The sequence below is a fragment of the Desulfonatronum thiodismutans genome, assembly GCF_000717475.1.
GTDB classification, from domain to species: domain Bacteria; phylum Desulfobacterota; class Desulfovibrionia; order Desulfovibrionales; family Desulfonatronaceae; genus Desulfonatronum; species Desulfonatronum thiodismutans.
Genome location: NZ_JPIK01000011.1, coordinates 44,236 through 58,450, shown reverse-complemented (window position 1 = coordinate 58,450; position 14,215 = coordinate 44,236). Strand labels below are relative to the sequence as shown.

Below are 14,215 nucleotides of genomic sequence, written 5' to 3'. Positions count from 1 at the left end.
TTAGGTTAGGGCGCGTTTTGAGAAGGCTGCGTCAACAGAGAGACGGGGCGTTCCGGGAGGATGGTCGCGGTGATGAAGATCAGCATCTCAGACATTTCTTGATCTTGTTTATCTCGGCGAAAGAGTGCTCCCAAGCCGGGGATGTTCATCAGACCGGGAACGCCTTGACGCTGGTTGCCGGAAATTTCTTCGGTCAGTCCCGAGATTACGATGGTTTCTCCGCTTTTGGCCACCAGGGAAGTTTGTGTTTCCTTCTTATAAATGAACGGATTGCCCTGGACCGAGCGTACATCGTCCACGCGGTCATTTTTGACCAGAATAGACATGCGCAATTGGTTGGCATCTATGACGTTGGGAGTTATTTCCAAGCGTAATACAGCGTCTTCAAATTCAACTTTAGGGTTGCCGGCATCATCCATGGAGACATAAGGCACTTTTTCTCCTGTCTCTGTGAAGGCTGGTAGATTGTCCAGGGTGGTGATGGACGGGGAGGAGAGGATGTTCAACTTGCGATCCTGCTGTAGCGCCGTTAGTTGGACCTCAAGGTAGTTGGCACCACCCATGATGAAGCCCATGGTCAGGCCCGATGCAATGTCGGTTATATTGGCTGGGAAATTACCGGCCATGCCGCCGCTGCCCTGGCCAATGTTGAACGAGGGGGCCGGGCCCTCGCCGGGGAAGGCACCGGCTGGCTGGCCAACACCAGGTGCCACCATCCAGGGCTGGCCCGCGTTGACTCCGGCCTGTCGGCCCCCCCACTGTATGCCGAGATCACGAGCCGTGTCCTTTGAGGTCTGCACAATGTGCGCCTTGATATGCACCTGGGGACGAGGCTGATCAATATGCTCCAGAAGACGCAATATTTTTGTCGTGTCCGTGCGCGTCGCATGGACCACCAGGGAGTTGGTGTCGGGCTCGAAATGGATGGAACCGCGGAGGTTGCCGAATTCATCACGGGAGAGAAAGTGCATCAGTCGATCGGTAAGCGCTTTGGTTTCTTTGATTTTTGTTGTAGATTGACTATCTCTAATTGAAATGTCCTGGGTCCATTCGGTTTTTGATTGATGCTCATACGTTCTGCCACCACCACTTCCAGTAATATACCGTAACTTGATGACACTCGTAACCAGAGGGTCGGGCCGTCCCCTTTCCATGGTCAGGGCCTGATGCTTTCTGAGCTTTTCCATCAATTCGATGTCGTTGTCGATGTCGACCCGCGAATACACTTGCAACACGTCGCCTTCCCAGAAATAGGCCAGTCCATGGCTGCGCAACAGGCCGCGAAAGGCGTTGTCCCATTTGACGTCCTGAAACTTGAAGCTCGTCACTCCGTCAATCTTATGGACCCCGGGCGCGAGAACGAGGTTGACATTCGCGGATCGTGCCAGGAGCATGAGTACGTCGGCAACCTTTTGATCTTGTATCACGTTGAGAAAATTCAACGTATGGGTAGGTAGGGGGCGTACCGGCTCGACGTCCACATCATCAAGAATCGTGATCGGCTCCACATATACCTCGGAGACGACCTCCGGAGGGATTTTCGTCGGAGTGAAGGCCCGATATTCCTCCTCCTTGTCGATCCATTCCTGGATGCGATCATCAAGAGAATGAGTTTTCGGCGCACAGCCGAGCAGCATTGGCAGGGCAACTAGGGCCAGGCAGAGTAGGCAGGCGGAAACGGCCCCAAAAAACGTTGCGTCTTGATTCATAGAAAACCATCCTCAAGTGTGTATTCTTTACGCCAAGCGACCTCGCCCGATGCGGCTCGAAAGACGATGACGACTGACTTCGGGTTTAGAGTAAGAACCTCGAAACCCGGCTCCCTCATCCTCTCCCCCTCCGCGTAAGGCCTGCCGTTGATCATGGCCAGCCGGACCTCGTCCGTTTCCAGGTAGCCCTGATAAACGAATTCCGGCAGAGGGTCCGGGACTGCTGCCTCGGTCTCGTTCCGCTCGGTTGCGGCGATGTCCGGAGAGTGGCGATGAAAGGGGTTGCCCGGCCAAGGCAGCAGGGCCTCTTGCATGACGTGTCTTTGGCGCGGGGAGAGCCTGCCCTGGTCCGCCGCATCCGTGGCCGCCTTGACCTGATCCAACAACATCTGGCGGTCCTGGACGGTGCTCGCGGTTTCCCGCTCATCCGGCCAGAACATGGCATACGCTCCATATCCCACGGCCACAATCATGGCCAGGACCAGTATTTTCTCCCTCGTCGCCATACTTGACCTCAACTTCCCTCGTCCATGCGCACGCTGACGCCGACGCGAAACTCCTCCACGTCTGCTCCGCCGGATATTTCCAGACGTTCCAGGCGGTGCAGCCACGGCTGGGCTAGAAGGGTTATGAGCAGGTCGCGCAGTTGTGGAAACGGGCCGGCAAGCCGAAGTTCAGCAGCCAGATTGTCTTGCGTGCTCAAGGAATCAGGGTGCGGCGTGACGCCCAACAAGCCCAACCTGTGTGCCTGTTCGGCCAGGAGGCTCAGCTTATATACGGCTTCCTCCGGGCTTTTCGGCGTGTCCTGGATGTCCTGCCGGTCTCCGACCACCAGGCTGGATGCCTCGCGCAGTTGCATGGTCAGGCGGGCATGGATCGGCGCGAACAGCTCCTGTCGTTCCAGGGCCTCGCGGCGGTCCTGGATGGCTCGGTCCAGGGAATTGTTTTTTGCGTAGACAGGCAGCAGGAACACCGCCAGAAAGACGGCTATCGCCGATCCGCCGATCAGCAACGGAAAAACGCAGGCCGGCGTGAAGCGAATGGAGGCGGTGATGCGTTGGACAAGTCGGGACATGGGTTATCCTCGCGGTGCGCTCAGGTGCAGCGTGACCCGCATGGCCTGGCCGACACCGGGATGGTGTTCGATGGTTTTGCCGTGGATCAGCGGCACGTCGAACAAGGGGGAATTTCGCAGTGTGAAAAGATATTCGGACAGGGCGGTATTCAGGCCGTCAAAGGGCCCGGTGACCAGCAGGTCGAGCGTGATGGTGGTCGATTGCGGGCTTGACGAGTCTTTTGGGCTGCTTTTATCCGGTGCGTTGTTTGCGGGAGCTGGGTCCAGGCGAAGATGAAGGATCCGGATATAGTCCGGCGTGAGTCTGGAAACCTCCCCAAGCAAGGCCACTGGCTTCAGGTTGTCGCTCAGGTTGGCGATCCGGGTTCGCTCTCGACCCAGGTCCGCGGCCAGACGCAGAAGCATGGTTTCGTCCACCTGGGGATGAAATGCGGTCAAGCGTTCGTCCAACTGTTGCAGTGTTCGTGCCTTCTCCCTCGCCGTGGCCTGTTCCAGCCCATAAAGCAGGCTGAGGATCAGCAGGACAAGAATGGTCGCGGCGTAGACGGCCATATTGGCGTGTTCCACAGCTTTGGCCGTTTGACGCTGCAAAAACGTCTTGAGGAGATTGATGGAGCCGTGCTGCTCGCATCTCGTCAATGCCGCCGCCAAGTCGAGGCCGCGCACCTCATAGGGAGGGAGCATCGCGGCGACGTCCGAATGCAGGGCCGAGTCCGCCCCCAACGCCCCCAAAGACCGCACCGGAGCGCCAAGTTCGGATGAGAGATATCCAAGCAAGGCCTGATTCGAGCTGAGTGTTCCCGTCAGGACAACCTGTTCTGGCCGGGGGTAACCCAAAGTGCGCACGGTATAGTCAAAAGTTCGTTCCACTTGGCGGGCCAAGCGTTCGCAAACCGGCGTGATCATCCGAAACACGTCTTCGGATGTAACGGGCGGACAGGCGGCTTGCGGCGGCGGGGCTTCGGCCATTTTGTGCAGCAAAAGATCAAGCGCTGCTTGATCATTTAGAGGCTGCGCGGGATTCTCGGGCAAGGCGTCGGCCAAGTCGGAGGTCGCGTTCTCGCCTGACTCCGTGTCAGCCCTCGTGGAAATGTCTTGATCGAAGTCGTCCAGCCTGATGATGATCTCGACGTCGTCATTGTCCGAGGACGATTCCCGAACCGCGGTTGGAGCGACGGAACGTTTCTCGCTGGTGCAGACCGTTGCCAGGGCTTCAGCCATGCTTGTCATCCCGGTCTTGATCACGCGACTAAGCAGAATTCTTCGTTGCGTGTAGAGATCGATGCGGGTGGAGCGGTCGGAGATATCCAGCAGGGCGAAGGTGCTCTCCGGAACGTCGCAGCAGCGAGACTGGAACATGCCCTGGAATGCCAGGGGAGCCACCGTCAGCCCGGCCAGAGGCAAGCCCGCGGCGGAAAAAATGCCGCGCATCCGGCTGATGTCCGCGCGCGGCGCCAAGCAGGCCAGCACGGCGACCTTGGGAACCCCCTGGTCCTGCACCTTGCCCTGAATTTCAAAGTCCAGGACGAATTCCTCGTCGTCAAAGGGGTGGTCCTTGCGCACCCGCCACGGGATCATCTCGCCCATTTCCCAGAGGGGGATGGTGGGCATCTTCAAGGGAATCACCTCAAACCTGGAAGACGCGACGTGGCTCCAGACGATCAAATCGTTGAACTGACCGCAGAGCGAAGCGGCTTCCTCCCTAAGGAAGGCCGGAAAACCAGAGTCTCTGGGGGTCAGGCCCTGGGGATAGGACGTATGGCGGGAGGCCAGAAAAACGTTATCCTCTCCGCCGGTCAGAACCATCCGCAGCCCGCGGGCCTCTAAGTCCACGCCCAGAAAGCGTCCCTTGCGCTTTTTCAGAGAAAAAACAGAGCTGAACGCTTTTTTCCTCGACGGCAAAGCCTTGGTCTTGCTTTGTCCGGTAATGACGTGCAGCAGTTTTTCCGTGGCTTGGCTCATGACAGTTTCCGGGGCGACAATATCCGCGCTACTTCATTCAAAATGTACTCCAAATCTGAGCAGGTACGTATGTTTTGTCACAATTTCAGCGGATGTGGAAAAAACTTGCGCACCCATCAAACTTCATTCCCAAACGAATCGGTAGTTTTGGCCTTCGGCCTCGACCACCGAGGTCTTGATATCCTCATCTCGCAATATCTCCAAGGCTTTCTGTATGGCCTTGTCCGAGGTGTCGAAGTGGTCAATGTAGACGATGTTCCAGTGCTGCCCTTTATAGATCACGTGGGCCATGCCGGCGGATTCGTGACGGGTGCGCACCGCAAGCATGACTTTCTCGGCAAGGCTTTGTTGTAAAAAAGCCCCCACCTGCACATAGAATCGCGAGCCGGTAAAAAAACGTTCCAGTTCAACGGCTTGACTCTTATCTGAATTTGCATTCCCTCTAACATGCGTGGAATTGGACGCAACCTGTTCCTCAGCCGGAAATTTTTCATTCTCTAGAACGTCGCTCATGTTCTCCGGCAGTGACTCAGGTTCCTCGGGTTCGGCATCCATGCGGAATTCAAGCGGGATAGGCCTCCTGAATTCCGAAGGAGCGATCACTGTTTCGCTTCCCTCCGGGAGGGCTGGTTCCGAGATGATATCCATGTGCAATCTTCCCGGAATCCCAAAAAATCCCGCGAACAGCACAGCCGAAACCAGCAAGAGCAAGCCTGGAGGACGACGATTCTCATCCCAGCCCAGAGGCCGGGCGCAACTCAGCACGACGTTGCGGTCCGCCTTGGCTTGATTGTTGACGATCAAGGCCATCAGGGCCTTGTGTCCGAGGTGCATGATTTTTCGCGGGGTGCCGCGAGACGCTCGGTAGAGGGCCCAGTACGCCGGCCAAGTGAATAGCTCCCTGGAGGTGCCGGCAAGGCTGAGCCGATGACGAATCATCGCCCTGGTGTCCCAGAAGTTCAACGGCATCAGGCGGCAAAACTCGTTGATTCTGTCCTGGAAGTTGGGAACCTCGGCCAGAACAATGTCAAATTCCTCCTGGGCGAAGATGATGACCTGTAAGAGTTTCGCGTCGTTGGTCTCGTAATTCAACAACTCTCTGATCACTTCCAGACATTCGGGCACGAGCTTCTGGCCTTCGTCGATGATCAGCACCAGGATTTTTTGATTTTCCTGGGCTTCCAGGAAAAGATGTTGCTGCAAACCCTCCATTATTTCACGGTGTGTGGCCTCGGTCGGGGGAGAAGTCCGCAGGAAACGATTGTAAAGGGTGGTGAGCAGTTCTCTCGGGGTTGAAAAAGAGGGATCAAGAATTAAATGAGGAACAATGGTCTTGTCCTGGGATAACCGCTGGATCAGGGTGCGGCAGAGCGTACTCTTGCCCAAGCCGATCCGCCCCAGACAGACATTCAGGCCGCGGCGCAGGCGGACGGCGATTTCCAGTCGATGTAGACAGCTGGAATGGTTATGAGATTTGAAAAAAAAGACTGGGTCCGGAGAGTTGGAGAATGGCTCCCTGGTCAACCCCAGCAATTCAAAGTAGTTCACGCCTAAAGTCCTTGCGATGCGGGGTTGTTCCTTGCCGAGAAAAAATGAGCTTTTTATGTCCAAGAAAGTCGAGCATGGTCGCCATAAAACAAATTCATCTTACCCAAACCCTGATTTTTACGCAAGAAAACGTAATTCTTTTGCCTCTCTCCTCCTCAATCAATTGAGAACGCTCTTTGTGCTGTAATATGGGCCCCCTTTAGCAGTCCGTTGAAAAATTCCCAATTGCTGCGTCGCCGCAAAAAGTTCAAACTCTCACGTATGAATAAATACGCTTCGACCTTGAACTTTTTTTTGCTCCTTGCACTTGGGGTTTTTGAACGGACTGCCGGATAAGGACTTATTCAACACTCAGTTAGGCCTCTGGGACAAGCCTCCTTTGCGTTGCCCTCCATGAGAAAGGCCTGGGTTTGACTTCACGAACCACTATTTACTAATCTTTTTTTGGGTGACGGCTATCCCGGTGGTTCCGGGAGGGCTTCTTTCGTTTTCACCGTCGACACGCCACCAACCGGGTACCTTCAATTTTCAAGGAGATTCAAAGCATGCCGATTTTCAAGCCGGCGCGCCGTCTGGCGCAGCTGCCGCCGTATCTGTTCGCCGAAATTGACCGGGTCAAGAATGAAGTCAAGGCCAAAGGAGTGGACATCATCGATCTGGGAGTAGGGGATCCGGATCTGCCGACTCCGGACTTCATCATCCAGTCCATGAACAAGGCCGTGGCCAAGAGCGAGCATCACCGCTATCCGTCCTACTCCGGGTTGAACTCCTTTCGGGATTGCGTGGCCAGATGGTACAAATTCCGCTTCGGCGTGGACCTGGATCCGACCTCTCAGGTGCTCAGCCTGATCGGTTCCAAAGAGGGTTTGGCCCATTTTCCCTTGGCTTTCGTGGACCCCGGCGACCTGGTCATGACCTCGACGCCCAATTATCCGGTTTATCCCATCGCGACCATGTTCGCCGGCGGAGAGACCCATTTCGTGCCGCTGACCGAATCCACGGACTTTTTGCCGGACCTGGACGCCATCCCCGAAGACATATGGAAACGGGCCAAGGTTTTTTTCCTGAACTACCCTAACAACCCCACCTCGGCCATGGCTCCACGAAGCTTTTACGAAAAGCTGATCGCCAAGGCCCGGGAGTTCGGAACCATCCTGGTTCATGACGCCGCGTATTCGGAAATGTACTACAATCCGGCCAACAAGCCGCTCAGCATCCTGGAAATCCCGGGGGCCATGGACGTGGCCATCGAGTTCCATTCTCTGTCCAAGACCTACAACATGACCGGCTGGCGCGTGGGCATGGCCGTGGGCAATCAAGAGTTGGTCCAGGGCCTGGGCAAGATCAAGAGCAACATCGACTCCGGCATCTTCCAGGCCGTCCAGGAAGCCGGGATCACCGCCCTGGACCATGGCGAGACCTTTGCCCAGGAGATGCGGGACATCTACAAGGGGCGACGGGACGTGGTGGTGGCGGAACTGGCCAAGATCGGCCTGGAATGCCGCTCCCCTGAGGCCACCTTCTATGTCTGGACCAAGGTTCCTCAAGGTCGGGATTCCACCGGATTCGTGGCCGAGGTGCTCCAGAAAACCGGAGTAGTGGTCACTCCGGGCAACGGTTTCGGAACGCCTGGAGAGGGCTATTTCCGCATCGCTCTGACCGTGGGCGAGGATCGTCTGCGGGAAGCCTTGGACCGGATCGCCAAGCTGTAATAATGGCAGGGGAGGGGGGAACATGACGTTCTCCCCTTTCTTTTTTGAATTGATCGAAATCAGTCTTCACGTGCGGGCATGACGCAATCCCGAATCACGCGGGCGTTCATCAGTCTGGGGTCGAATATTGGAGATCCGGAAGACAATTTGCGGCAAGCCCGCGACTATCTGAACGACCTGCATGAGGCCCGACTCGGGCCATGTTCTCCCGTCTATTTCACGGAACCCCAGGACCTCCGGGACCAGCCTTGGTTCGCCAATCAGGTCGTCTCCCTGGACTGCGGGCCGACCTGGACGGCTCAGGAACTCCTGCGAACGCTCCTTCAAATCGAAGACCGGATGGGACGGGTGCGCGAGCAGGACAAAGGCCCGCGGATTGTTGACCTGGATCTGCTGCTTTTCGGCTCACAACGTCGCGAATCTCCTGAACTGACCCTTCCGCATCCGCGCCTTCGTGAAAGAGCATTCGTCCTCGTTCCCTTGCACGATATCGCCCCGGAACTCGTCTTTCCCGACGGAACAAGGCTTTCCGAGGCGCTTGCCCGCTTATCCTTTCAAGTCCGCGGGTGCCGGATTCATCAGTAAGGAAAAGGCTCATTCCGGGGAATAAGTTTGATTTTTCAGGATCGACCTCGTAATGAATTCGGCTTGGGGCGGGCCCTACCTCTCCATAAAAGAGACTGAAAAGAGTGAACACCGACAAGAAGAAGCGTAAAGCGGAATTTGTCCAGTGGATGGGACCACTACTGGATGCGCTCCGAGAGCTTGGCGATACCGCAACGCCCCAGGAGGCCTCGGATTTGATCGCGCAAAGATGCGGTGTTCCGGATGCGAAAAAAGAGGAGTTGACGGAATCAGGCATTGCTCGGTTCCACAATCAGGTCTGCTGGGCACGTCAATATCTCGTTTGGGAAGGGTTGATCAGTTCCGCCAGGAGAGGCATCTGGACGCTGACCGAACGAGGAAAGAAGACGAGGCTGACCGAAGCAGAAGGACGAGACATATTCAAGAAGTGGGTGAACATTCATACCCAAAGAAGAAAAGCGAAAGAGCAAGGTGCTTCATGTGCTTCGGAGACTCAGGAAGATATCTCCGCCAAGCCGCCCGAAGCAGAGTGCGACGACCCGCTTGTCGGTCAAGGTGACGCACCGACGGAAATGGAAGAGGTGAAGCTTCTGGACGTCCTGCGGAGAATGACGCCCAAAGGGTTTGAAAAATTTTGCAAATATCTGCTTCGCGTTTATGGCTTTGAAAAAGTTGAAGTTACGCCAGACGGCAAAGACGGTGGTGTTGATGGATACGGAGTGTTGCAACTGAATCCGTTTGTTTCATTCAAGGTTATTTTTCAATGCAAGAGATACACGGGCACTGTTTCCAGAGCCCAGGTCGGAGATCTTCGCAACGCCATGCTTGGGCGGGCTGATAAAGGGATCATGATCACGACGGGGATTTTTTCTGAAGACGCGAAGCGGGAGGCGACTCGGGAAGGAGCGCCGCCTATTGAACTGATTGATGGGAATCGCCTTGTGGCCATGCTGGAGAAAGAGGAAATCGGCGTTGTTCCGCGTACGGTCTACGATATCGATTACGCCTTTTTCCGAGCATATTTACCAGATAAGCCGGAACCGGCAACGTCGGGAAACGGCGGGTAGAGGAGTTTTTATGCTGAAATTTCTAATTTTTATTGCCGCGGCTTTCATTTTGTACAAGCTTTTGGCCGGGGATCTCCAGAAGAAGAAAGAGGTCAAGGAAAAGGAAAGTGAAAACCTGGCCGCCAACGGCGTGATGACCAAGGATCCGGTTTGTGGGACATACGTTCCGGTGGGCAGCGACATCCGGATCAAGGAAGGTGAGACGGTGCATTGCTTTTGCAGTTATGAATGTCGGGATTCGTATCTGAAGAAGCTGGAGACTGGAAAGTAGTTCCGAGTTTGAAAAACAGGGTGCGCGGATTCGTAATCCGGGGCCGTGCAGATTACGCAAAAAGCCGCTCGAATTTTTCGAGCGGCTTTTTTGTGATCCACATTGCCATCGTCGAGAAGATAAGCTCGAAAGGGCCAAATCAAAACTTCAAGTGAAGACTTCCGGAAAGAAAACAAGTGATTTCAATGGTTGCATTTGTGTCCCATAATGTAAATTATGTAAACTTTGATTCGTGTTGGGTTATTTTGAACGTGCCACTGAGGATTTGCCCCCCCTTATCCCTCGCCCTTCACCTCGTACGTTCCTTCTCCTTCAGGACGCGTTTTCCATCGGCGGTGCATCCAGAACCATTGTTCCGGATAGCGACGCACCATTCGCTCCACGGCCTGGGTGTAGAATCGGGCAATGGCTTCCACTTTTTCATGACGATCTCCGGGTATGCTCTGGACGTCCAACGGCGCTTCACAAACGAGTCGGAACTTATCCGAAGGCTCACGAACCAGAAAAGCGGGCCAAACCAAAGCTTTGGCCCGCAAGGCCAGTAAAGCCGGGCCGATGTTAACCGCGGCTTCTCGTCCCAAAAACGGCAAAAAAACCGCTTCTTCCCTCCGGCAATTGTGATCCACGAGAAAGCCACTCAAGCCATTTTTCCTCAAGTTGCGCAAGACCTTGGGCGCGGCCTGTTCGTGTTCGACGACACGCACCGTCGGTTGGCTGCGCATTCGCCGAATGACGGAATACAAGTGTTGATCGTGGGTAGCTTTGACGATCACTTGCTTGTGTTCCTGAGGGGTTATCAGGTGCAGCAACCCACTTATAAGTTCCCAGGCGCCAAGATGCGCCGTGGCCGCCACACAGGGCCTCCCCCGCAGCTCATTAAGGGTTTCGTGAAAAAGTTCCGGATCATCGAGAATCAACCGATCCCGGACGAACCGCCAATCTATCCTCCGACACAGCAGGATTTCCAGAAAAGATCGGCCGTTGTGCAGAAAGCTGTTTCGAGCCGCGGCACTTGCCTGGCCCGTGTCCAGCCCCAGACGCTCCATGATGGCTGTCGCGGCCAGCCTGCGTCGTGACGGCACTACGGCCCAGATCAGTCGGCCAAGGCCTGCCCCCATGACTTGCACATGCCGAAAGTCAGCGTGCTGCCCAAGAGCGGCCAGTGTTTCATAAAAGATCGTGCGCATGCGGTTTGTTAATCTTTAGCTTTAAGTCTTAGATTTAAAAAATTGAAAAATATGACTTTATTGAGTTTGTGTTCTAGGCCGGCCAGCTGGGAGGACAAATAGGCCCTGCAAGTGGCACGACCGCATGTTGTTTTTTGACAAAAACTCGGATAATCTTTCAAAATGTATACGAATTGCATGGAAGGCACATGAGAATGAAGCAGTTGAAGCGCCTCTTTTTTCTCCATCACGGTCAAACGCCCTTCTCGCCATGAGTATTATCTGGGAGCAGGCGTTTTCTCAAGTCCAGGATATTGCCTGGGCCGATCCTTGGACGTTCAAAGGCCTTCCGGAGTTCGGCACCCTTTCTGAATTGCGCCGTTTTCTGGATATGGTGCATATCAAGTATTGCTTGATTAAACCTTATTTTGAAACGGCCAACTACCCTCTTGTCGAAGCCAGGGAACTCCTACCTTCCTTTGACGTAGATATCTTCGAGTACAAGCACCTGCCCGGGTTCAGCCTGGTGGCCCTCGCCAGACCCCTTTCCTATTTCCAGGAAATCTTTCAATTCGACATCCTCCACTCCCCTTTCGAGCACCTGGACCAGGGCGACCAGACCGTTTGCCCTCTGGAAATTCAGATCTCCCGCCAAAATCAGTTGGCTTTTCAAAGTCGCCTGCCCAGACAGATGCACGACGAGTTTCAGTATTATTTTTCCGAGCGGGACCTGACCGCCCTGGAGCATTATCCGCGGGTTCTCTCCTTTCTTTTGCGCATGGAGCGCGGGCATGTTTTCTCCCAGCTTTCCCAGGGGCCGTTCATTTTTTCCGGCATCAACGCGTCCTTCCCCTCGGACCTGGACAGCGAACTGAAACGCTTCGGCTTGCGCATCGGCAAGTTCAAGGTCGGCGACAATCGCTGTTACGAATATCACCGCAATTTCGTCTATCAATTTCTCATGGAATTGTACGGCTTCCCTATTGTTTCGGAGCGCAGGACCTCCTCCGCGCTGTTCGCGCGACGGCTGTTCAAATTGAGCGAGGATTTTTTGGTCCGGGTTTTGGGTCAATCGGATCGGACCATCACCACCCTGTACACCAGCCCGCAATCCAAATCCTATCCGCAAGTGGACAAAGTCGCCCTGGTCCGAGTCGATTCCGACCAAGTGGAACTGATCAATCATCTTGGAGACCTGGGAGCTTTTGTCGACGCTAAAAAACACGTCGTCATCCTGCGGGTGACCTATCGCCAGCATCGCTACGACCGGAACAACGTCCGGCAGGACCGGGCGCTTTCCGTTTTGCGCCAGGAGATCATCCACCCCCTGTCTGGCGAGGTCTGCTGTGAAGCTAACGTGATCAAGGACATTTCCAACATGCTTCTGAAGCTGAACGACATCGTCAAGGGCGAGTTCGCCGGGTCGATTCGCTTCAAGAAGCTGGAAGTCGTGGAAAACACGGACACCCACGAAAAACGGCTGAAATTTCTGTTTGCCTGGTTGTCCAAGCACCAGCGCAGGATCATCGGATACAGCGACGAGTTCTACTCCGGAGTGGTCAAGGTTTTGGACGGCTATCTCTTTGAGCAGGGTAATTTGGACGTCTTCAAGCAACACCAGGGACTGTACACCGACGTCTGGTCGCAGTATTCCTACATCCGGCAGGCCCGCAAAGTCCGCATTCTGGAAGATTTGACCCAGCGCTCCCGCAAAGGCCAGCCCCTCTCCTGGCTGGACATGCTCCAACAGATGAATGACATCCTCCAGGATTTCAAATTCGAGATCCATCCGTACTTCGGAAGCCTGATGGAACGGGTCGTCAACTTGTGTCAACGGGTTCTGGGCAATGCCTATCTGAACAAACGTTACGTACAGCTTAAGGACGACGAAGCCAGTGCCTACGGACTGCGGGTCAAGACCCAATTTCGTCGGCTGGTAGGATTGGTGGACGAGCTACGCGGCATTCACAAACAACGACCGGAGTCACGCGACTCCGCGCCGGAAAAAGAGAAAAAGGGTTCGTGATGCATAAGACACCGTTGCATGCATGGCACTTGGACCATCAGGGCCGGATGGTCCCGTTCGCCGGATGGGAAATGCCCGTGCAGTACGGCCCCGGAATTTTGGCTGAGCATGAACAGACCCGAAAAAAGGCTTCCGTGTTCGATATCTGCCACATGGGCGAATTCCTCATCTCCGGAGAGGACGCGGAGGAAGCTCTGGGACGCGTCGTGACCCACAACCTTCACAAACTGCGTCCAGGCAGGGCCGGGTATGGTTTTCTCCTGAACCAGGACGGAGGAATTCTGGACGATCTGATCATCTACCGGTTGGAGCAGGCCCGTTTTCTGCTCGTAGTCAACGCCGCCCGAATCGACCATGACCGGGAATGGCTCGAGAGCCTCTTGCCGTCCGCGGTGGCCTTGGAGGACGTTTCCGGACAGACCGCGAAGATCGACCTGCAAGGTCCGCTTTCCCTGGAAGTGTTGCAAGGCGTCGTGCCCGGAGACTGGCGGAATTTAGGGTATTTTTCCTTCCGCAAGCTGCTGTTTCAGGGCGAGGAAGTTCTGGTCAGCCGTACCGGGTACACCGGGGAACTGGGGTATGAAATCTATCTTCCGTCATCGTCGGCGCTTGCGTTCTGGGAAGCCTGCCTGCGAGACGACCGGGTGCTTCCAGCCGGACTCGGGGCCCGGGACACTCTGCGCCTGGAATTGGGCCTGCCGCTGTACGGCCAGGACCTGGACGAGCACCACACTCCGGCCGAGGCCGGGTACGCCGCCCTGCTCACCTCCCCTGCTTCTTATGTGGGCAAAGGGCGTCAGTTGGACGTTCGGGAGCGCCTGACTCCGCTGCTCATCCCCGGACGACGCAGCGCTCGCCATGGAGACATGGTCTATGGTGCGTCCGGAGACGTATGCGGCCGGGTCACCAGCGGCAGCTTCGCCCCGTCCCTGGGACACGCCGTGGCCCTGGCCTACGTGAACGAACGGTTGGCCGAGGAACCGGAGTTCCTGATCCGGACCGGGAAGGCCGAGTTGACCGCGCGGCGAACTACCCTGCCTTTTTACACCCAGGGAACCGCCCGAATAAAGCTTTAGGCGACCTTTCCGCGTCAA

Annotated in this window: 12 protein-coding genes; 6 read left to right on the top strand and 6 right to left on the bottom strand. The window is 55.6% G+C overall.

Annotation, left to right across the window (positions count from 1 at the left end; all coding sequences use genetic code 11):
* Nucleotides 1–5: 5 nt before the first annotated feature.
* The 5 genes from GY33_RS0108005 to GY33_RS19725 form a co-directional block, all read right to left on the bottom strand.
* Complete coding sequence (locus tag GY33_RS0108005; RefSeq protein ID WP_051822419.1) at nucleotides 6–1,709, bottom strand: hypothetical protein; 1,704 nt, start codon at nucleotides 1,707–1,709, stop codon at nucleotides 6–8.
* A complete protein-coding gene (locus tag GY33_RS0108000) occupies nucleotides 1,706–2,215 on the bottom strand; it encodes a hypothetical protein (protein WP_031386839.1) in 510 nt (169 codons plus the stop codon). The genes GY33_RS0108005 and GY33_RS0108000 overlap by 4 nt, the downstream gene beginning before the upstream one ends.
* Before the next feature lie 8 nt (nucleotides 2,216–2,223).
* Nucleotides 2,224–2,784 carry a hypothetical protein gene (locus tag GY33_RS0107995; protein ID WP_031386838.1) on the bottom strand — a complete coding sequence of 187 codons (561 nt, stop codon included), beginning with the start codon at nucleotides 2,782–2,784 and terminating at the stop codon, nucleotides 2,224–2,226.
* 3 nt (nucleotides 2,785–2,787) lie between these two features.
* A complete protein-coding gene (locus tag GY33_RS0107990; protein WP_031386837.1) occupies nucleotides 2,788–4,746 on the bottom strand; it encodes a type IV pilus biogenesis protein PilM in 1,959 nt (652 codons plus the stop codon).
* A 123-nt stretch (nucleotides 4,747–4,869) separates the two neighbouring features.
* Nucleotides 4,870–6,294: an AAA family ATPase gene (locus GY33_RS19725; protein ID WP_051822418.1), complete on the bottom strand. Its 1,425-nt coding sequence runs from the start codon at nucleotides 6,292–6,294 to the stop codon at nucleotides 4,870–4,872.
* Between the two features lie 545 nt (nucleotides 6,295–6,839).
* On the opposite strand from GY33_RS19725, the gene GY33_RS0107980 reads away from it, so the two are divergent.
* The 4 genes from GY33_RS0107980 (at nucleotide 6,840) to GY33_RS0107965 (ending at nucleotide 9,929) form a co-directional block, all read left to right on the top strand.
* Nucleotides 6,840–8,006, top strand: coding sequence for an LL-diaminopimelate aminotransferase (locus GY33_RS0107980; protein WP_031386835.1), 1,167 nt, complete (start codon nucleotides 6,840–6,842; stop codon nucleotides 8,004–8,006).
* A 78-nt stretch (nucleotides 8,007–8,084) separates the two neighbouring features.
* Complete coding sequence (gene folK, locus GY33_RS0107975; RefSeq protein WP_031386834.1) at nucleotides 8,085–8,591, top strand: 2-amino-4-hydroxy-6-hydroxymethyldihydropteridine diphosphokinase; 507 nt, start codon at nucleotides 8,085–8,087, stop codon at nucleotides 8,589–8,591.
* Between the two features lie 104 nt (nucleotides 8,592–8,695).
* Nucleotides 8,696–9,658, top strand: a complete 963-nt coding sequence (locus tag GY33_RS0107970; protein WP_200874850.1) for a restriction endonuclease — start codon at nucleotides 8,696–8,698, stop codon at nucleotides 9,656–9,658.
* Nucleotides 9,659–9,668: 10 nt separating this feature from the next.
* Nucleotides 9,669–9,929: a transcriptional regulator gene (locus GY33_RS0107965; RefSeq protein ID WP_031386832.1), complete on the top strand. Its 261-nt coding sequence runs from the start codon at nucleotides 9,669–9,671 to the stop codon at nucleotides 9,927–9,929.
* A gap of 275 nt (nucleotides 9,930–10,204) precedes the next feature.
* Here GY33_RS0107965 and GY33_RS0107960 read toward each other — a convergent pair whose 3' ends face one another.
* Nucleotides 10,205–11,116, bottom strand: coding sequence for a lysophospholipid acyltransferase family protein (locus tag GY33_RS0107960; RefSeq protein WP_031386831.1), 912 nt, complete (start codon nucleotides 11,114–11,116; stop codon nucleotides 10,205–10,207).
* 250 nt (nucleotides 11,117–11,366) lie between these two features.
* Between GY33_RS0107960 and GY33_RS0107955 the strand changes: the two genes are divergently transcribed.
* Together GY33_RS0107955 and gcvT are read left to right on the top strand one after the other, a co-directional pair.
* A complete protein-coding gene (locus GY33_RS0107955; protein ID WP_031386830.1) occupies nucleotides 11,367–13,121 on the top strand; it encodes a hypothetical protein in 1,755 nt (584 codons plus the stop codon).
* Nucleotides 13,121–14,197, top strand: coding sequence for a glycine cleavage system aminomethyltransferase GcvT (gene gcvT, locus GY33_RS0107950; RefSeq protein ID WP_031386829.1), 1,077 nt, complete (start codon nucleotides 13,121–13,123; stop codon nucleotides 14,195–14,197). Before GY33_RS0107955 ends, gcvT begins: the two co-directional genes overlap by 1 nt.
* Nucleotides 14,198–14,215 lie beyond the last annotated feature (18 nt).